Genomic DNA, 20,480 nt, shown 5'->3' on the forward strand with positions numbered 1-20,480 from the left:
CTAGTCTATTAATAGGATAAGTTAGGATAGAATAACCTAAAATAGCATTGAATAATTAAGTTAATCTATTGCATCCACATGATTAATATCCATAATGAGGATCCGATTTTAATATAATGATAAACATGGTGTTTATGTCCTTTATTAATAAAAATAGATATACATTTTATGGCGTTTTTGCCATTTTGCTTTGGAGCTCTGTTGCGGCATTAATCAGAGATTTATCTGAGTTATTTAGCCCAATTGCAGGGGCAGCGATGATGTATAGTATCAGTGCTCTATTTTTAATGTGTGTGATGGGTGTTCCTAAGATTAAAGATTACCCTATGCGTTATTTACTCATTGGCGGTGGTTTATTTGTTACCTATGAAATCTGCTTAGCATTATCCTTGGGGATGGCAAACGATCGACATCAAGCCATGGAAATGTCCATTATTAACTACCTATGGCCGGCACTAACAATATTATTGAGTGTGTTAATTAGCCCTAAGAAAGTGAATATTTTAGTATATCCGAGCATTCTTATTGCGTTCGCAGGTGTAGGATGGTGTATTGCTGGTGATCAAGACATTTCAATCAATACATTGGTTACCAATATTTCAGATAATCCAATCACTTATTTAATGGCTTTTTCAGCTGCATTTATTTGGGCTATCTATTGTGTGATCACTAAAAAAATCAGCAATGGTAAAAATGCCATTGTATTATTCTTTGCCGCCACCGCAATCACACTATGGGTAAAGTACTTTTTCAGCCATGAACCAAGCATACATTTCACGCTGCCTTCTACTTTAATCTTAGTGATTGCAGGGATCAGTATTGGTACTGGCTATGCATTATGGAATCAAGCAGTGATAGGCGGTAACATTATATTATTAGGCACGCTTTCCTACTTTACGCCTGTGTTCTCTACGCTATTCGCTTCTGTTTATTTATCGTTATCTTTAACAGGATCGTTTTGGCAAGGTGTCGCGCTAGTAACCTTAGGGTCTCTGATCTGCTTTTTAGTAACCAGATCAAAACCAGAAGGTAATCAAACTAGTTAAGAGTATTCACTTTATTAAAAATGGATGTTCGCTTTTACTTATCATTTATGAACATTAAAAATGACATTAATGTTCATCAAGCTTTTAGTCGTTTAATATAAATATTTAAACAATAACTCGCTGATGAATAATGATAAAGGAAACACCAATGACTCAACTTACTATTGCTGCCAATATTATTGTTAAAAAAGATAAACTAGAACGAGTAACAACTGCACTACTAAAATTGACCGCAGCAACACGCACTGAGCAAGGCTGTATCAATTACACACTGCATCAAGATAATGACGATGCAACACACTTCCTATTCTTTGAAACTTGGGAATCAAGAGAAGCATGGCAAGCTCATATGAACCATCAAAACCTCAAGAGCTATAAAGCAGCAACAGCAGGCTGCATAGAAAGTGTTAGCTTGAATGAAATGACTGATATCAGTTAAAAGCATTTATAACCCCAGTAGCAGAATGAGTAGAGTTACTCACAATGCTACTGGACGTTTACTACGCGCCGTAATTGATCGACGATGATAAGTTTCTAATACATTTAACAATTGCTAAAGGCACATCGGCACTAGTACTTGGATTAGTTATAGATGGGACACCTTGCCAATTTACTTGCAGCTTACCCACAGTACTGTCAAAGTCGATATAGGTATTCATGATTTCACTTGTTGGATCTGCAACGAGCTTCACCTTTGTCTGATCTAACCCTATGGTTGCCAGAGCAAGCATCGCACTTATATTACTGCTTTTAGGAAAAAGATTAGCCGATTCACGAGCCGTCCCTTCAAAGAAACAAGTAGGATCTTGTAATGAGTTGAGATCAATAAACTCTTCAGCAGGTGTGTTCTTCCATGAGGTCACCGGTTTTGTTTGAGTAATTGAAATATTATTCACTTCAGATAATGAGGCAGCTGACATCCAATCAACTGCAGGTAACGCTCCAGTGGAAAGTAAGATCTTCGCGCCAGATCGGTCCGCTGTCTCAATAAATTGAGTTAAAGCTCGATCATCAGTGAACAAACCAATGCTAGACACTAATAGGTCAATCCCTTTTGCTAATACCATTTCACCATAATGCTTTAAAGTAGGCTGCCCAGCGGCTTCTATCACAATGTCTGGCTGTGCAGCAAAAAACTCATCAATATCATCAGTAATAATTGATTTAAAATGTTCCGATTGATCTGCACTTAATAAAAGGTTTTTATTTTTATCTCTACACAGTAAAGATACAAGCTGCGCTTCGCCAACCTTGCCACTTTCGATACGATTAGCCACTTCTCGACCTATCGCACCTAAACCAATGATGCCTACTTTTAATTTTCGTATATGTTTCATTGTAACCCTTTGTTAAATATATATAGCAACGACATAGTTAATAGTTAGCCTGCTTTTTAATTCACTTTTACGATGGCCTAATATAAGAGGCTAGGTATTGCCAAACTTAACCAAGGTACATAAGTGATAATCACTAGCCCGATAATCATGATGGTTAAGAATGGAATACACCCTCTGAAGATCTCTAATAGGTTCATTTTTGAAATTGCCACGGCAACAAAAAGGTTTAAGCCCACAGGCGGCGTGATCATTCCCACGGAATAGTTAACCAAGTTAATGATGCCAAAGTGAACGGGATCGATCCCTGCATCTGTAGCAATCGGCAACATCAATGGTGCTAATACAATAATCGCCGAGACACTGTCTAAGAAGAAACCAGCAATCAACATGATCACGTTTAACAAGGCGGTGATCACCACAGAGGAATCACTTAATGACAGCACTGAATTCGCTAAAAGAGAGGCAGATCCTGTCATAGTTAATAACCATGAGAACGCAGAAGCACCAGCAGTAATTAACAATAAAGAGCCCGAGGTTAACCCCGTTGTTTGTAAGATTTCCCATAGCGCTTTGGCATTCACTTGTTTATAAATGAACATGCCAACAAACAAACCGTATGCACAGGCTACTGCAGCAGATTCAGTGGCGGTAAATACACCACTATAAATACCACCCAATAAAATAGTCGGTAAACCTAGCCCCCAAGCTGAACCTTTAAAAGCTTCAACGACCTCTTTAAAGGTTGGGAAAGGCGCATTAGGATACTTTTTAATTTTTGAGTAAATCATGCAATAAGCAATGATTAACCCACCTAATAACAGCGCAGGTAAAATACCCGCTGCAAACAACTGCCCAACACTGGTTGAGGTCACTGAGCCATAAATAATCAAGGCAATACTTGGCGGTACAATCGGTCCTAAGGTACCAGCTGTGGTTAATAAACCAATAGAAAATCGTTTGCTGTACCCTGCCGCTACTAACGCAGGAAACATGATGCTACCAATGGCAACCACAGTTGCTGGACTTGACCCTGAAATAGAGCCAAAGAATAAACAGGACAGTACGGCAGCAGACGCTAAGCCACCAGGCGCCCAACCAATCAATACTTGCGCTAGTTTAATTAATCGAGCAGATAACCCGCCCACGCGCATTAATTCGGCGGCTAAAATAAAAAATGGAATAGCCATTAACGAAAAGTTATTCATACCGGAGAACATGCGCATCGGTACGATCGTAGGATCCATTGTATTTGTTACTTCCATTGCTCCCACAACAGAGAACGCAAGTGAGCCATAAATAGGTAACCCCAGCAGTAACAGAATGAAGAAAATAATTAACAAAAACATTATCATGTGAAAAACCTTACTGTATAAAAAGGAGTTAGATGGTGGTTTATCACTATCTAAAACTTACTGTTGAGGAGACTCAATTTTTATTGGCTGTTTGGTAACAACTGAATGAATGATCTGCGCGTAACGGAATACTTGCAGTAATGCAGTAGCCGGAATAAAGGCATAAATTGATGCCACCGGAATCCTTAATGCAGGTGAAAGTTGTCCACGCTCAAGGGTATTAAGAAAAAGGTTTCCACCGTAATAAAACAGCGCAACAGCAAAGGCTATGCCTATTACGGAGGAGAACACAATAAAAAAAGGAATAAGAAATGGCGGTAAACATGACTTTAATAGATCTAAGGTAATGTGTGTGCCCTTTCGAACTCCCAAACTGGTGGAAAGAAAGCTCATTGATATAATCAAATATAAAACCGCTTCCTCAGCCCAAAAAATAGAATCATTTAGTGCGTAACGAAAAAACACTTGTGTGAAGGTTAATAGTGAAGCCACTGCGAGTATGCTGGCGATAAAAAAGCCTTCTATTTTATCTAAGTACTTACTGATTAGCTCAAACATATCTTCCTCCCTATACTTGATTAATATTTTCGCGCTGAATAAAACGTTTGAACGCTATTAGCTCAAACGTCGATACTTACCGTGCTTACTCTTTCAGCTCATTAATATCAGCGTAAACATCATCTAATAGATCAGAAGTGATCGTTTCACGGAACTCTTCATGCACAGGTAAACTCGCTTTAACAAAGACTTGGATTTGCTCAGGGCTTAACTCTGTCACTTCAGTATGTTTTTTAATGTTGTCTAAAGCATCGGCCTCTAACTTATCTGTTAGATCACGTGAAACGTCTCTACCGTAGTTAAATGCATTGGTCATCACTACTTTTAGATCATCAGGTAAAGATGCCCAAGCTTTATCATTCATAATAGCGGCATAACCGTGGTAAGCATTAGCAGTTAACGTCATGTATTTTTGTACTTCGTAAAAACGCTTACTGGTGATATTGGCAATTGGATTTTCTTGCCCTTCGATAACACTTTGTTGTAACCCGTTATACACTTCAGAATAAGCCATCGCCGTTGGATTAGCATCAAAGTTACGGTAAGTACTTAATAGGATTGGAGATTGCATAGTACGCATCTTAAGCCCTTTTAAATCATCAGGACTATTAATAGGACGTACATTATTGGTCATGTGGCGGAAGCCAGCGCCCCAAAAGTTTATTGCATGCATACCGTGACCATCTAAGGTATCTAGAATTTTGCGTCCTGTTGGACCATCTAATACTTTTTTCATCACTTCTTTAGAAGGTAATAAAAAAGGCAGATCTAGAATTTGCACACGTGGTTCAAAGTTACCTAGAGTAGCCGTAGGTGGGATAGCGATTTGTACCATGTTCATTTGTAACTGCTCGATGATTTCAACATCACCACCTAGTTGTCCTGCTGGTAAAACCATCACGTTGATGCGACCGTCAGACTTTTCATTCACTTCTTTAGCAAATGCACGTACTGCTTGGCCATTAGGAGTTTGGTCACTTAGTACATGAGCGAAGGTAAAATTAAATTCAGCCGCCAAAGTTGACGTACTCATGAATAGTGTCAGTGCTGCTATTATAGATTTTTTCATCATATTTCCCTATCGTTCTTCAGTTTAAGTCCAGTTAATCTTGCGAAGAAAAAACTAACACTCTCTTTGTGTTTGTCTTTTGATGGTTTCAAATTAGCCCCTTAGTCCTTTAAAAACAATAGAGCTTTATTTACAGTAGGTGTTAAAATATTTACAATCAAGGCTAAATTTTTGCTTTAAAAATAGACAATCTGTTATTAATTTAGTGGATAAATGAGTAATAAAATAAGCAGTATCAAAGGATAACAAGTACATCAATTAGCCTCTATTGCATATTAATCTCATTACATAAGGAGCACCAATGAGTAATGATAGCCCGGATCTATTGTCGATAAATTGGAATGACTTAAAGTATTTTATTGCTCTAAAACGCTATGGCAGACTTTCGTCAGCAGCACAAAAGATTGGCTGTTCTCATGTGACCATTGCCAACAGAATTGAGCAATTAGAAAAATCTATCAGCACCAAACTCTTCTACCAAAATAATCTTGGCTTCCACCTCACCAAAGCCGGCGAAAACTTGCTCCCCTATGCTGAAAAGTGTGAAAGTACTCTACTGTTAGCAAATGAAAAATACCGAAACGAATTAAAATCGCGATCCACCATTCGTATAGGTGTTACTGAAGGTTTTAGTAACTATTATTTAGCGAGTCGATTACCCATTTGGTTACAAGAACAAGAGATAGATGTAGAGCTTATTTCGCTAGCCAGTAATACTTTTATTACCAGTGGCAAAGTAGATATCAGCATAACTGTTGGCCCACAAAATGGCGCTAATATCATTCAGAAAAAATTAACTGATTACACCTTAGGCGTATTTGCGAGCAAGCACTACACGGCTAACCACCCAGCTATCAAAAGTAAGTCGGACTTTAAACATCACCCTTTTATTGGCTACATTGAAGAACAAGTTTTTACCAAGCAACTAAAGTATCAAAAAGAGGTTTCAACCACTGCAAGTTTTATCTATAAATCAACAACCATAGGCACGCAAAGCCAAGCCATTAAATCAGGCCTAGGGCTAGGCATCCTTCCACACTTTGTTGCCTATGGTGAAACTCAATTAACGCAAGTATTACCGGAGCTAGTACTCTCTAGAGAACTATGGATATCAACCAGTAAAGACCTCCATCAGTTCAAAGATCTCAAACTCACCTGGGACTTTATCCTGAATTCATGCCAAGCAGATAAGCATATATTTCATTGTTTGAATTAACTTGTGGGTGAAGTAAAGTAGAAAAAATCAAAAGAAGCAGGCTGAAATAAGAACACAATAATAATAACACCAAACAAGCAGGCTAAAGCAAAAAACAGTAATACCCCAAAACATGCAGGCTAAACCCAGCGCCCCAAAGTGAAAACATGTTTCGTAAGCTTGATAAATAACGTAATAATAAAAATAACGAACATCACTAGTAAGTCGCGACACCTATCAAGCAAAGCTTGGTATTCAGAGCGCAGTGTATAAGAGTCATCGCATGCTGTTATAGATATTGAAAACAACAATAGCAAAATACTAAGACAAATAGACTGCAGCAAAAAAACAGTAATACCCCAAAACAAGCAGGCTGAAGCTAGCGCCACTAAAAAGATGCTATGTAACTTTCATAGAGAAACTAAATTTAGTCGCTCTAACTATTGCGTAATAGTCTAAATTAAGAGAAGAATTTCCCTACAAGATCAATAAAGCGAACGGTTAAGTTCGCTTTTATTATTCATTTGAATGAGTTATTTAATCAAATAGCAATGATTAACCAATAACACTACCAAGTTCAAATATAGGTAAGTACATGGCTACAATCAAACCACCAACAACAACACCTAATACCACCATAATCATAGGCTCTAATAGACTGGTTAAACCATCTACAGCATCATCAACTTGCTGCTCATAGATATCAGCTACTTTTGCTAACATACCATCTAAATCACCCGATTCTTCACCGATCATCACCATTTGTGACACCATATCTGGAAAAGCATCAGTGGTTTTCATTGCTACGTTGATTTGCATACCCGCCATTACTTCAGTGCGCATAGCATGCACAGCGCTTCGGTAAACATAGTTACCAGAGGCACCCGCGGCTGATAATAAAGCATCGACTAGCGGAATACCTGCAGCAGAAGTGGTCGATAAAGTACGCGCAAAACGCGCTACGGCCGCTTTATCTAGAATAGTACTAATAATAGGAATTTTTAAGACAAATTTATCGGTATTATTACGGACTTTCTCACTACCTCGATGCGCTCTTTTAAATAAAAATACAGCAAGAATAATAGCGCCGAATATCATGTACCAATAATTTTGTACAATATCTGAAATACCTAATACAAATAGAGTAAAAGCAGGTAACTCCGCGCCAAACCCTGAAAAGATATCTTGGAACTGTGGAATAACAAACAACAGCAGTAGCATGGTGACGACAAAGGCAACAATTAAAACTGCAGCAGGATAAAACATCGCTTTTTTAATTTTTGATTTTAAGGCTTCGGACTTCTCTTTATAAGTCGCAATTCGGTCATAAATGGTATCTAAGGAGCCCGACTGTTCACCCGCTTCAACTAAATCACAATACAAATCATCGAAGTGTCTAGGGTATGAACGTAAGGTTTGAGATAAGGGTGTACCAGTGGCTACTTCATTACCTATCGAGGTCATTAACTTACGAAGAGATGATTTTTCATTACTTTTAGCAATTAACTCCAAGCTTTGCACTAAGGGTACACCGGCATTTAACATGGTAGCGATTTGACGAGAAACAATGGCAATATCCATGGGTGTCACTTTATCGCCAAAGGATAAAAGCGGTTTAGGTTTCTTTTTGATACGGGTAACGCTAACCCCTTGTTTGCGTAATTCTACCTTTACCTCATTTTGACTAGCGCCCTGCAACTCACCTGAAACTTTAGATCCTTTCCTATTAATACCGTTCCAAGTGAAGGTATTTAGCTCTATTACAGTGTTGTTATTGGCCATGAGGACTCTCTTAATGAAGTTATCTTAATATAGTGGAACACAGCTTATACTGTTTCTCATTTTTTATGTTTTTTTACTATACTTTTTTCTGCTTTATTAGTGGTTTACCTGTGCTTTAACTTACAAAAAATAACTGGTATTTCCTGACCTTTTAGGTAATACGAGTGACCTCATTAAGGCTGGTGATACCATTTAATGCTTGTTTAATAGCAGATTGCCTCAGAGTATACATGCCCTCTTTTTCTGCGATATCTGCAATTTGCATGGCATTACCATCATTTAAAATAATATGGCCTAATTGATCAGACATCTCCATTACTTCATAAATACCGACACGGCCTTTGTAACCGTCAGTACATTTAGAACAGCCGACAGGCTGATAAAGGTTATGCTTTTCAGCTAATTGCTCTTGGGTAAAACCGATATGCAATAATTCTGAGTCTGAAATATCTAGCGGTGCTTTACATTCATTACATAAACGTCGACCTAGTCGCTGCGCGATAATGAGCGACACTGAAGAAGCAATATTAAAAGCCGGTACGCCCATATTTAATAAACGCGTTAAAGTTTCAGCAGCTGAGTTTGTGTGTAAAGTAGATAAGACTAAGTGACCGGTTTGTGCCGCTTTAATGCCAATTTCAGCGGTTTCTAAATCACGAATCTCACCGACCATGACAATATCAGGATCTTGACGTAGGAAAGAGCGCAACGCAGAAGCAAAACTTAAACCCGCTTTATTGTTAATCTGAACTTGATTAATACCGGTTAAGTTTATCTCCACAGGATCTTCCGCAGTAGAAATATTTCGCTCAACGGTATTAAGTATATTCAAACCCGTATACAAAGAAACGGTTTTACCACTCCCTGTAGGTCCGGTAATTAATATCATGCCCTGTGGTTTAGCTAACGCATTTAAGTACTTGGCTTTTTGTTCATCGGTATAACCCAATTTATCGATGTCAAGATTTGCAGCAGAAGAGTCTAATATACGCATTACGATCTTTTCGCCCCACATAGTAGGTAGCGTACTGACACGTAAATCGATATTACGTTTATTGGATATTTTAAGTTTAATACGACCATCTTGCGGCAAGCGACGTTCTGCTATATCTAATTTAGACATAACTTTTAAGCGCGCTGAAAAGCGATTGGCAAGGTTAACCGGAGGAGAGGCAAATTCATGTAAAATACCATCAACACGAAAACGAATACGATACTTTTTCTCGTAGGGTTCAAAATGTAAATCTGACGCACCTTTGCGTACGGCATCCAATAACACACCATTGATATACTTTACGATAGGCGCATCATCATCAACGGCTTGCGCTTCATCTAAGCGAGACTCAGAATCATCAACTTCAATATCGTCAATGTTACCCATCTCTTCAAGGGAGCTAGTCCCATCATCCAAAATGGCATCGATTGCTTCAGAAAGTTTAGTTTCTTCGATTAATAGCGCTTCAGTATGCATACCAAAACTAAAACCAAAGTCTTCTAATGCAGAGACATTAGTAGGATCAGCCATGGCAATGTACAAGGTTTTTTGTTGCACATACACAGGCAAGGCATGATGTTTCTCTATTAGTTTAGGGTGAATAAATTTATCTGGAATCTCTTCTAGATTTAAAGACTCACTGTCTAATAGAGGAATACCATATTCCTCTTCACAGAACTCAGCTAACGCCACACTATCGATATAGTTATTTTCAACTAAATAAGTGGTTAAGGCTTTCTGTTCAGAAGCTGCGGAAGCAGTAATTTGAGGCAGTTTACTGAGGTCAAGCAAACCACGAGCGGCTAGGCTAGAAGCCAAGCCGCTAATCTGATTACTAACCATTAAAAGTTATTCACAACCTTTAGGTAGCAAAGCTGAATCAGCAGTCATACTGTTAGCCTTACAAGTAAATTGGCCATTGTCATATTCTAACTCAATAGAACCGCCTACATTAGAGTTAGAAAATGTACATTCAATCCCATCACCACTGGTAACACCATCACCAATTTCGATTGAAGTACAAATTGCACTTGAAGTTTGTAAACCAATAGCGGTTGCGTCAGCAAAACTAGCAGCGTCAGTACCTTCACTACGTTCGATAGTGTAACCTGCTTTGCCGGCAGAAATTTCAGCTAAACCACCAGCAATTTCTGATTTAACCACGTAATCCTGATAAGCAGGTAGCGCCACTGCTGCAAGAATACCGATAATCGCGATAACGATTAATAATTCAATTAATGTAAAACCCTGTTGTATTTTTTTCATTTTTATATCCTTAAGCTTTGTTTAGTATTGTTTAAGTGTGATACCAAACAATAATTGATTTTTAACTTATACCTTTAACCACCCAACAATCATTAATAAAAATGATTCAAAAGTAACCAAAAATAATCCTGTTAATTTACTATATAAAGTAACTACAAGTAACTATTAAAGTAATTTTGCAACATCCCTTTGCTACAATTTACATTGCCCACAAAAGAATAATTGTACCGCCATTTTATGATGACTTCATTTAAAATAGTTTTTAATTTCAGAAAAACCAGTTTAAAGGTCACATAATACGAAGTTATACAAAAAAGTTATGCATTACTATTCTAATTTTATTGTCAAAAGCCATTATCAACGAGTTAATGTTTATAACAATTGAGCAAGTAGTACCCTTCCCCACTATTTGCCGATTATTTATACCAAATAATTAATAGACAAGTAAAGTTTAATTATGGCTGAACATTGATAACAGCCTAAATTAGTTAGCTTTTATCTTATATATTAACCTAGCTCTCATTATTAGGTTGTATACAGAATAAACAATTCACAAATAGAATGAAGAAAATCTAATTTATAGCGAAATGATGACCCTTTTATGAAAAAATAAAATCAGCCACACATTCCTAATTAGGTATAGCTGATTTTTTAGTATATTACTAGCGTTATGGTCGTGATTTAATATTAATAGTTTTAAAAATAAACAGCATTAAACCAAAGGTGCGCAAAGATACTCGCTACATAACCTAGTGCAATTACCGGTGCCCATTTTAAATGCACACCAAAGGTATAAATCCCTCGCGCTTGTCCCATTAGCGCAACACCCGCGGCACTACCAATAGATAACATGCTCCCACCGACACCTGCCGTTAAGGTAACTAGTAACCATTGTCCCTGGCTCATCACAGGTTCCATACTTAATACTGCGAACATCACCGGAATGTTATCTACTATCGCAGATAAAACCCCTACAGTGATATTAGCATAAGTTGCATCCCAATTACTGTACATGGCTTCAGAGATCATGCCTAGATAACCAATAAACCCTAAACCACCAACACATAACACAACACCATAAAAGAATAATAAAGTATCCCATTCTGCTCTTGCTACTTTGTTGAAGATATCAAAAGGAGCACCATCACCTAGACCACGTAGGCGTTCATGCTCTTTTTTATCAACCGTATGAGCCATTGCATATTGGTAATGGTGCTTTTGTGTTTTGCGCAGAAAGAAAGCAAAGAATTGTAAAATACCTAAGCCTGTCATCATGCCTAATACGGGTGGCATACCTAAGAATGAATGCCCCGCCACAGCAAAGAAGATAGTTAATAAAAACAGTCCAACGATACGTTTAGCACCACGCTTCATGATCACAACTTCACCATCACCTTTAGCTTGGTCTTTAGAAATAAAGAAACTCATGATGATAGCAGGCACTAGGTAGTTAACCGCAGAAGGGATAAATAACGCAAAGAAGGTAGTGAACTCAACCATGCCTTTTTGCCAAACCATCAGAGTGGTAATATCGCCAAATGGGCTAAACGCGCCACCAGCATTAGCAGCTACAACTATGTTGATACATGCGATGGAGATGAATTTTTTATTGTTGCCACCAACTTTCATGACAATCGCACACATTAACAGTGCTGTTGTTAAGTTATCGGCAATGGGAGAGATAAAGAATGCTAACACACCGGTTAACCAGAAAATCAAACGCAGTGTAAAGCCTTTATTCACCATCCAAGCGCGCAATGCATCAAACAATTGACGCTCTTCCATGGCGTTAATGTAAGTCATTGCGACTAAAAGGAAGAAGAACAGCTCTGCATATTCTAATAGGTTATGACGAAAAGCGGCTTCCGCATCATGACTCATACCATGTTGAGAATAATAAAAGCCAATCATGCCCCAAATAATACCTGCCGCTACCAACACAGGCTTTGATTTACGAAGATGTATTACATCCTCCAACATCACTAAACAGTAGGCAATAGCAAAAAACAAAATTGCAGCATAACCAATGCCATGTGAGGTTAAATCAATAGTTTCTCCGGTACTAGCCATCAAGCTAGAAGAGAAGAACACGGTAAAAAATGTCAATATGACACCGAGTCGCGAGGGCAGCTTTAACATTACGTTTTCCTTAAAGTAAATAAATTGAAGCATTAAATTTCGCCAGATTCTAGCATATGCAGGAACGTGCAATGTACGTTAACAAAGTGCTAAATATGAAAACTTTGAAGCCGAATGCAATAAAACTTAAAAGATCCAAAAATAATAAATTTAATCAAAGAGATAAGGCTTATTATTTCAAATTTCTGAGCAATAATTTAAGCAAGTACTGAAGATACTAGCCCTTAACAAACGAAGAAAAGATAGTGTAGATCAATAAACTCGTGGTTAATGTCATAAAATATGATTAATAGCCGTGCATTGCGATAATTGATTTTGTTGTGGCACAACACGTAAGATCGATACGCTTAATTTATCAATTTTTAAGGTTAACGCATGGTCTAAAGGTATTTTTAAGAAGTGACTAAGAATAGAACGAATAACACCAGCATGGGTTATCAATATAATATTCTGAGTTTGTTTCGCTGTAGATAGGGATTCATTCAGTTGATGCCAAGCGGTCACCACACGTTGATCAAACTGCCTTGCACTTTCTCCCTTAAAAAATTGATAATCGAGCAGATCAGCACTCCAATCATCGATGGCTTGTTTTCCAATAGATTGCCATGTTTTACCTTCCCAATCCCCAAAGTTAATCTCTTGAAAAGCAGTATTCGTTTTTAAGGAAGGAGAAACTGGTTGAACAGCTTGTTGTAACCCCTTCGCTAATTTTAAACAACGAGTTAAAGGGCTACTGATAATTTGCATATGCTCGCTTGCAGGACATCTAGCTTGAACGTAATTTGTTAAAGATTGGAGGTCTTGAGCATAGCTTTCTGTCAACTCACAATCTAACTGCCCGTAACAAATATCAGAGTCTAAATTCACAGCGCCATGACGCACTAAGTAAATGTTATGCGCAATGGGAAAATGCTTGTTAGAGTCTGACATATATCACCAATACTTAACTTAAGACTGCAATACAAGCGAGCAAAATTAATAGTTCATTCAATTGCTGTAACAAACCTAAACAATCTCCGGTGTAACCATCAATGCTGTTATTAAAATAACGCTGCCAAAAAAAGGTATTGGCAATTAACAATGATAAAACAAGCACAGCAGCAGTGATTGGGAGTAATAACAACACTAATAAACTTAAAGCTATTGCGTTAAAAAAGTAGTGTCGAGGTAAAGATTGTGACGATTGTATGGATTTACTACTTTGCTCCTGTCTCGCATATTGGCTGTATTGCATTAATAGCAAGGTACTCGCCCGGCTTAAAACAGATGCAACAATAAGGGTAATAAATAAAGTGCAACTACCTATTTCCGCTAACTGTGTAAAAGAGAATAACTTTAATGCGATTAGCATGATTAAAGCGATCACACCGTAAGCACCAATTTGACTATCCTTCATAATCGCTAGGCGTTGCTCTTTATGATAACCACCACCAAAGCCATCGACGCTGTCGGCTAAGCCATCTTCATGTAAAGCACCAGTAAATAGCAAGCCAGCCATTAACATCAGCAATACACTGATACTTTCATTAAAAAACAAGTTAGCAAACACATAAACTAAAATGCACACAAGTGCATATAACAAACCAACAAAAGGAAAGTAAATATTACCAAGATGGAAAGGGTAAGCTTTAAAGTCCGTTGATGCAGGAACAGGTACACGCGAGAAAAAGGACAATGCATAACAGCATAACGTCCATTGTTTGATGATTAGCTGCCGCATTTTATATTTAAGCCTTATTTCTCGCATTGAATTTAGATGGATACTTACTGGCTACTATCGGAAACACCGGCATCATTAAAAGAAGCCATCTCATTTAAAAAGGTTAACCCTGACACTAACAATGGATACGCAACGGCTACGCCAGAGCCTTCACCCAGACGCATTCCTAAATTTAATAATGGTGTTGCTTGCATATTATTTAATAGCAACTGATGTGCTTGTTCATCAGATTGATGGCAGAACTGTGTATATTGTAAAAAGTTATCATTGATCTCGCTGGCGACTAATGCCGCGCTTGAAGCGATAAACCCATCTACCAATACTAACATTGATAATTCAGCAGCTTTTAACATCGCGCCGACCATCATGGCGATTTCTAATCCGCCCACCTTTTGTAACACCGTCATTGCATCCGCATCATGTAATTGATGCTTTTGTATTGCTTGGTCAATAACCCGCGCTTTTAATAATACAGTTTGGTCAGTAATACCTGTTCCTTTACCTGCACATTGTTGACCCGATAAAGATAATAGCGCCGACATAATGGCAGCAGCAGAAGTGGTATTAGCAATGCCCATTTCACCAAATCCAATCACATTACAGCCTGCTTTATGCTGTTGTAAAACGACTTCTGCACCTTGTGCAATTGCAGCTTCACATTGTTGTTCTGTCATGGCTGCACTCTGTGCAAAGTTTTGTGTGCCTAAGGCAATAGGCTGATTAATAAAGTTCTCGGCTTGAAGATGGTCGAAGTTAGCCTTTACACCGGCATTAACTATCTTTAAATCAATATTATGCTGTTTAGAAAAGCAGTTAATGGCAGCGCCGCCATTCAAAAAGTTTAATACCATCTGCTCTGTGACAACTTGTGGGAATAAACTCACGCCCTCTTCCGCAACACCGTGATCCGCGGCAAAAATCACCACACTTGGATGATTAAAAACAGGCGTTAATGTTTGTTGTAATAAACCCACTTTAAACGCCACAGACTCCAATAAGCCTAAACTACCTTGCGGTTTAGTTTTAAGGTCGATTTTTTCTTGTAAAGCATCAACAAACTCTGAAGTAACTTTATCTAGCGGGGCAACAATATTAAACACACAACTTCCTTACACTTAAATCAATGAACTGACAGAATACACGTTTATTGTATTATATGAGGTAAATACAAGATTTTATCTTATGGTAAATCAATTTTATCGCAATCCAAGCATTTCCTAAGAATAAATGCGTTAATTAATAGACAATTCCCCCCTAAACACAATCTTTGCTTTATAATGTGCTTTTTGTTTTATTGTATTGGAAAATCTCATGTCATTTGCATCGCTTGATCTTGATCAGCATTTATTAAACGCCGTTGCTAAAATGGGCCACACACGCCCTACAAGTATTCAAAACCTAGTGATCCCACCCGCAATGGATGAACGAGATATCATGGCCAGCGCGCCAACAGGTACAGGTAAAACCTTGGCTTTCTTGTTACCTGCGGTACAACGCTTAATTGATTATCCTCGTCGTAAAGGTGGCTCTGCACGTATTTTAGTATTAACCCCAACACGAGAGCTTGCTGTACAAATCAGTGAAGTCGCTGAACAGCTAGTAGAAGGTACTAAACTGGTTGTTGGTAATATTATTGGTGGAATCTCTTATCAAGAACAAGAAGATACCATTATGGGCACTGTTGATATTGTGATCGCAACCCCAGGCCGTTTAATGGAATACATTGATGCTGAAGCCTTTGACTGTCGCGAAGTAGAATGCCTAGTATTAGATGAAGCAGACCGTATGTTAGACATGGGATTCATCGCAGAGATGGATCGCATTGCAGGTGAAGCTCGCTGGCGTAAAATGACTGCCCTTTTCTCAGCGACTTTAGAAGGCAAAGGGTTACGCGAATTTGCACGTGACGTATTAAAAAATCCAGTTAAATTAGATGCAGAAGTAACACGTAGAGAAAGCGGTAAAATTTTACAATATGTACATTTAGCTGATAACCCAGAGCATAAATTAAAATTATTAGCTGCAATCCTGGAGCAAGAACCTGAGCATGAACAAGTTCATAAGATGATTGTGTTTGTAAAAACACGTGATCGTCTTGCTCAGTTAGTAGCGCAACTTGCTGAACTGAATATCCGTTGTAACTACCTACGTGGTGAAATGGATCAAGAAAAACGTAACTTATCATTACGTCAGTTCAAAGAAGGCACAACCAACATATTAATTGCTACCGACGTTGCTGCTCGCGGTATTGATGTACCAGACATTACCCATGTTATTAACTATGATATGCCGCGTAGTGCTGATGTTTATGTACACCGCATTGGCCGTACAGCTCGAGGTGGTAAAAAAGGTACAGCGATTTCAATTATAGAAGCGCATGATATTGATATCTTAGCTAAAGTGGAACGTTATACCGATCAAATCTTAAAACGCCGTGTGATTAAAGGTTTACGTCCTGCGCACAAAGAAGCTAAAACAAGTTTACGTAAAACTAAAAAACCTTTAACTAAAAAAGGCAAAGCACGCGAAGAAGAAGTAAAACGCCTACAAAAAGAGAAGCGTCAAAAGAAAAAACAAGATATGGGTAAACAGCGCCACCGTGCAATTAAAGCCAAAGGTAAACCAAACTGGGCAGGTAAAAACAAAAAGCAAGAGGAAAATGTTGATAAATAATTAACTTTATTAAGCAATGTTTGTCAAAACAGTTAACTTCTCTTAGAATTGAGAAGTTAACTATCTGAGCTTACAGACAATTATTTTCAGACTGTTATAGTAATTATAATAAAGGTTTTTATTTTTCAGCTGAAACTGTCTAAAGGTCAATTATGCGTCTATCTTATCCACTGTTAATTTCAACGTCATTAATCACCCTATTATCAGCCTGTGCTTCCACTCCCCCCGAAATCAATACAGAAACAGCAAGTGTGTTTTCAACACTTCCTCAAGCAACACCCTTTTCTCATATATTAGGTACTAGCTTCAGGGGGCAACTCAGCTATAAAAATAACCAAGCTTATTTCACACCTTGTGACGATCCAGAGCAGTATCCGATACAAACAGAAGAGCCTTTAGCTGAAATCTATCAGCAGATAGGTAACAGTCAATCAGAACCGGTTTATATAGAGTTCGCTGGTGAAATTAGCTTCACGGATAAAAAATCAAGTTCATCAGTTGTTACACGTATCGATAAAGTGCATCACATGGCATTAGCTAAATCCTCACTTCAATGTGCTAAAGCCGTTGATAGTTTTAGTTTTAAAGCGACTGGTGACATGCCCTATTGGCGTATTAACATCCATGAAAACCAGCTCTACTTTGCAGCTAAAACCAGTAACCAATCTTATACTATTACTAACTCACAAATAGAGACTGATAGACAACATGTTCTGCATGCCACCGATGACAATGATCAGCGACTCACCCTAAAAATTGAACCAGGGCAATGTTACCTGTCGGACCATAAAGAGTATTGGGGTTACACCACTAAGGTGGAGAGCGTAGATGGTCAATTCTTTGGTTGCGGTGAACTAGGCGAATTAGATAATGACCAATCCTACACTGGTGAGTACCTCAGCCAAGCTATACAGCAACAAGAGATTAACCTATCGTTAAATGACAATCATACCGTTGTATTCCAGCAAGGTGAGTTATCAGAGCAAAATATTAAAACGGGTTTTTGGAAAAGTAACACCCCTGATTCAGTAGTGGTTATGTTAACTAAAGAAGGCGATAAAAATATTCGTGAAGAGCTGGTGTTTAAACGTGAAGGGCTCAGTTTAATTTGCACTGAAATCAATAATAATAATGTGTTAACGCCGCTAGAACATCCAATTTCCTTTGACAAAATGAATGCAAAACACGGTAATATAGACAGTGAAACCATCCAAGTAACACGTCAACTTTCTCCACAACAACTTGATGCACCAAATCAAATTGATGTAGAAGTACAAAAAGCAGTACGCCAATACTTCAAAATACACAGAACAGACCCTAAAAACACACGCTTTAACTCAGTCCGATTTGACCTGAATGGCGATGGTAAAGAAGAAGCTATCGTTCTATTAGACTGGTGCTCAAGTAACGGCTGTGAAATGTTAGTCTTTGAACAAAAAGATAAGGGCTTAGTGTTCTCAAGTCGCGTATCGCGTATTCAAGCACCTATTGAAGTAGCACAAACACAGCACTTTTCTTGGCAAGACTTGCTAGTTAAAAAGAATAATCAATGGCTACAGTTAGAATCAGATGGCTTGAGTTACCCGCTTAAGGTCAGTGATGCAAAAGCTATTGATGCACCATTACAATCAACTGGCGTATTGTTGTTTGCTCAAGGTAGGCCGACCACTTGGTTTTCTATTAAATAACGGCCCATTAAGACATAGCAGTAAGTCACAGTAACAAGGGGAATTATCTTATCGGATAGTTCCCCTTTTTAATTGCTTCGCTATTTAGGTGTTGTACCTTCATAAATGTGTTTAAAGAAAGCTTTTTCAAAGAGATAAGCTGACGCTTTTTCAACCCTAGGTATAACCGCTCGAGTAACACTATTTTCTTGGTTATAACCATTAATCATCAATACAAACAATTTGTCACCAGTTGGGCTTTTTACAATGCCAACTAAGTTCGCGACACCTTTTAATGAGCCTGTTTTAGCAATGACTTTACCCTTTAAGGCTTTCGCATTAACGCCTTTATGGTACCTTAATGTTCCATCCACTCCTGCAACGGATAAACTATCCAGCAAACCTAATTTAGCTTCTTGCTGGTACACAAACTTCATTACCGACATAAATAATTCAGCACTCATTAAGTTATGACGAGATAACCCTGAACCATCAGCAATATAAGCGTTTTCTAAGTCGATTCCCTGCTCTTTTAAGATCGCTTTCATCGCTTTAGTACCATTACGGAAATTACCCGCTTGTTGGAAATAATGTGCGCCAACGGTTTTAAATAAACTATCCGCAATCAGATTATCTGAATCTTTCATCATCTGCTTTAATAACGCAGATAAACTCGGAGAAAGATGTGATGCTAAAACAGAAGAGGAAGCGACAGTCTTTTGATAATCTAATGTCGCTACTTTTACGTCTCCGATCAAATTGATACCAACTTGCTTTATTTCCGCCTCAACTATTTTTTGCGCATAGGTATTTGGGTCGTTAACCGCGAAGGCTAATGGGAACGCTCGTTTACGCGGTACCATACAGCCCCATAGATGGTATTTATTATGGCTATCACGAGTTAGTTCTAAATCACAAAATAGTGTATCACGCTGTTCTTTGGTCACTACATCAACATCTGCGGTGATATCAACAGGCTCATAATCAGGAACAAATAACCTCGCCTTTTCAGCTTGCTCCGCAGGTACGCTTAAATTTCCTTGCACACAATTACGATTAACGATAATGGCACTTGTTGGAGAGGTATAACATACGCCTAAATCATTCCAAGCCTGCCCATTACTCCATTGATAACCGTTAAATGCACTATTATCTAATAAAAAATCGCCTTCAATTTTATTCACACCAGCACGCTTTAGCCCCTGCAATAATTGCTTAATGTGCTGACGAGTTAACGTCGGGTCACCGCTAAAGTGCAAACTTAAATCACCTTTATAAATGCCAGCTTTTAATGCTTTTTTATCACCTTGAATAGCGGTTTGGTAACGAAAATCGTCACCTAAATACAATTTAGCCGTGGTCGCCGTTAATAACTTTTGAACACTGGCCGGTGTTTTTAACGTTTCTTCTTGAAAACTTGCGATCGTTTTCTTGCTATGGGGGTCTAACACCAGATAAGAGACTTGAGTCCCCTTGGGTAAGAGAGATTGTAGTTGCTGCCATTGTTGCGCTAAAACAGGACTACTTAAAACACTGACACTTAAAATACTACTAATAAAAAACCAACACACTTTTAACATATAAAACCACTTAAACGAGAAATCAATTTTGAGGATAACCTTTATCCCAACACCATGCGATGAAAATTTAAAGGATTAATAACAACAAAAGCAATTGATAGT

The 20,480-nt window shown here is 38.1% G+C and carries 17 protein-coding genes; 5 read left to right on the top strand and 12 right to left on the bottom strand.

The features are described from left to right. Nucleotides 1–134: 134 nt before the first annotated feature. Nucleotides 135–1,046 carry an aromatic amino acid DMT transporter YddG gene (yddG, locus tag OW492_RS14915; protein WP_290041127.1) on the top strand — a complete coding sequence of 304 codons (912 nt, stop codon included), beginning with the start codon at nucleotides 135–137 and terminating at the stop codon, nucleotides 1,044–1,046. Nucleotides 1,047–1,194: 148 nt separating this feature from the next. Then, nucleotides 1,195–1,485, top strand: a complete 291-nt coding sequence (locus OW492_RS14920) for a putative quinol monooxygenase (RefSeq protein ID WP_290041128.1) — start codon at nucleotides 1,195–1,197, stop codon at nucleotides 1,483–1,485. A gap of 61 nt (nucleotides 1,486–1,546) precedes the next feature. On the opposite strand, the gene OW492_RS14925 is transcribed toward OW492_RS14920, so the two are convergent. The 4 genes from OW492_RS14925 to OW492_RS14940 form a co-directional block, all read right to left on the bottom strand. Beyond that, complete coding sequence (locus tag OW492_RS14925; protein ID WP_290041130.1) at nucleotides 1,547–2,383, bottom strand: aspartate dehydrogenase; 837 nt, start codon at nucleotides 2,381–2,383, stop codon at nucleotides 1,547–1,549. A gap of 77 nt (nucleotides 2,384–2,460) precedes the next feature. Next, a complete protein-coding gene (locus OW492_RS14930) occupies nucleotides 2,461–3,735 on the bottom strand; it encodes a TRAP transporter large permease (protein ID WP_290041131.1) in 1,275 nt (424 codons plus the stop codon). A gap of 57 nt (nucleotides 3,736–3,792) precedes the next feature. Then, a complete protein-coding gene (locus tag OW492_RS14935; RefSeq protein WP_290041132.1) occupies nucleotides 3,793–4,293 on the bottom strand; it encodes a TRAP transporter small permease in 501 nt (166 codons plus the stop codon). A gap of 85 nt (nucleotides 4,294–4,378) precedes the next feature. Next, a complete protein-coding gene (locus OW492_RS14940) occupies nucleotides 4,379–5,362 on the bottom strand; it encodes a DctP family TRAP transporter solute-binding subunit (RefSeq protein WP_290041134.1) in 984 nt (327 codons plus the stop codon). Nucleotides 5,363–5,663: 301 nt separating this feature from the next. Here OW492_RS14940 and OW492_RS14945 point away from each other — a divergent pair, with 301 nt between their 5' ends. Further along, a complete protein-coding gene (locus OW492_RS14945) occupies nucleotides 5,664–6,578 on the top strand; it encodes a LysR family transcriptional regulator (protein WP_290041135.1) in 915 nt (304 codons plus the stop codon). Nucleotides 6,579–7,112: 534 nt separating this feature from the next. On the opposite strand, the gene OW492_RS14950 is transcribed toward OW492_RS14945, so the two are convergent. The 7 genes from OW492_RS14950 to cobT all read right to left on the bottom strand — a co-directional run bounded on the left by OW492_RS14950 (nucleotide 7,113) and on the right by cobT (nucleotide 15,558). Continuing rightward, on the bottom strand, nucleotides 7,113–8,339 hold the full coding sequence (locus OW492_RS14950) for a type II secretion system F family protein (RefSeq protein WP_290041136.1): 1,227 nt from the start codon (nucleotides 8,337–8,339) through the stop codon (nucleotides 7,113–7,115). 151 nt (nucleotides 8,340–8,490) lie between these two features. Then, the gene (gene pilB, locus OW492_RS14955; RefSeq protein ID WP_290041137.1) at nucleotides 8,491–10,176 is read right to left on the bottom strand and encodes a type IV-A pilus assembly ATPase PilB; all 1,686 of its coding nucleotides are present in this window, start codon (nucleotides 10,174–10,176) and stop codon (nucleotides 8,491–8,493) included. A 6-nt stretch (nucleotides 10,177–10,182) separates the two neighbouring features. After that, on the bottom strand, nucleotides 10,183–10,599 hold the full coding sequence (locus OW492_RS14960; protein ID WP_290041139.1) for a pilin: 417 nt from the start codon (nucleotides 10,597–10,599) through the stop codon (nucleotides 10,183–10,185). Between the two features lie 696 nt (nucleotides 10,600–11,295). Next, nucleotides 11,296–12,738 carry a sodium:proton antiporter NhaD gene (gene nhaD / locus OW492_RS14965; RefSeq protein ID WP_290041140.1) on the bottom strand — a complete coding sequence of 481 codons (1,443 nt, stop codon included), beginning with the start codon at nucleotides 12,736–12,738 and terminating at the stop codon, nucleotides 11,296–11,298. Between the two features lie 273 nt (nucleotides 12,739–13,011). Further along, nucleotides 13,012–13,668 carry a histidine phosphatase family protein gene (locus OW492_RS14970; RefSeq protein ID WP_290041141.1) on the bottom strand — a complete coding sequence of 219 codons (657 nt, stop codon included), beginning with the start codon at nucleotides 13,666–13,668 and terminating at the stop codon, nucleotides 13,012–13,014. 13 nt (nucleotides 13,669–13,681) lie between these two features. Beyond that, nucleotides 13,682–14,458 (bottom strand): adenosylcobinamide-GDP ribazoletransferase, encoded by a 777-nt coding sequence (gene cobS, locus OW492_RS14975; RefSeq protein WP_290041142.1) that lies wholly within the window; start codon nucleotides 14,456–14,458, stop codon nucleotides 13,682–13,684. A gap of 44 nt (nucleotides 14,459–14,502) precedes the next feature. Next, nucleotides 14,503–15,558, bottom strand: a complete 1,056-nt coding sequence (cobT, locus tag OW492_RS14980) for a nicotinate-nucleotide--dimethylbenzimidazole phosphoribosyltransferase (protein WP_290041143.1) — start codon at nucleotides 15,556–15,558, stop codon at nucleotides 14,503–14,505. A gap of 211 nt (nucleotides 15,559–15,769) precedes the next feature. Between cobT and srmB the strand changes: the two genes are divergently transcribed. Further along, nucleotides 15,770–17,131, top strand: coding sequence for an ATP-dependent RNA helicase SrmB (srmB, locus tag OW492_RS14985; RefSeq protein WP_290041144.1), 1,362 nt, complete (start codon nucleotides 15,770–15,772; stop codon nucleotides 17,129–17,131). A 152-nt stretch (nucleotides 17,132–17,283) separates the two neighbouring features. After that, nucleotides 17,284–18,819 (top strand): hypothetical protein, encoded by a 1,536-nt coding sequence (locus OW492_RS14990; protein ID WP_290041145.1) that lies wholly within the window; start codon nucleotides 17,284–17,286, stop codon nucleotides 18,817–18,819. Between the two features lie 80 nt (nucleotides 18,820–18,899). On the opposite strand, the gene dacB is transcribed toward OW492_RS14990, so the two are convergent. Continuing rightward, a complete protein-coding gene (gene dacB / locus OW492_RS14995; RefSeq protein ID WP_290041146.1) occupies nucleotides 18,900–20,378 on the bottom strand; it encodes a D-alanyl-D-alanine carboxypeptidase/D-alanyl-D-alanine-endopeptidase in 1,479 nt (492 codons plus the stop codon). Between the last annotated feature and the right edge of the window lie 102 nt (nucleotides 20,379–20,480).

The organism is Psychromonas sp. 14N.309.X.WAT.B.A12 (assembly GCF_030397575.1).
GTDB lineage: Bacteria > Pseudomonadota > Gammaproteobacteria > Enterobacterales > Psychromonadaceae > Psychromonas.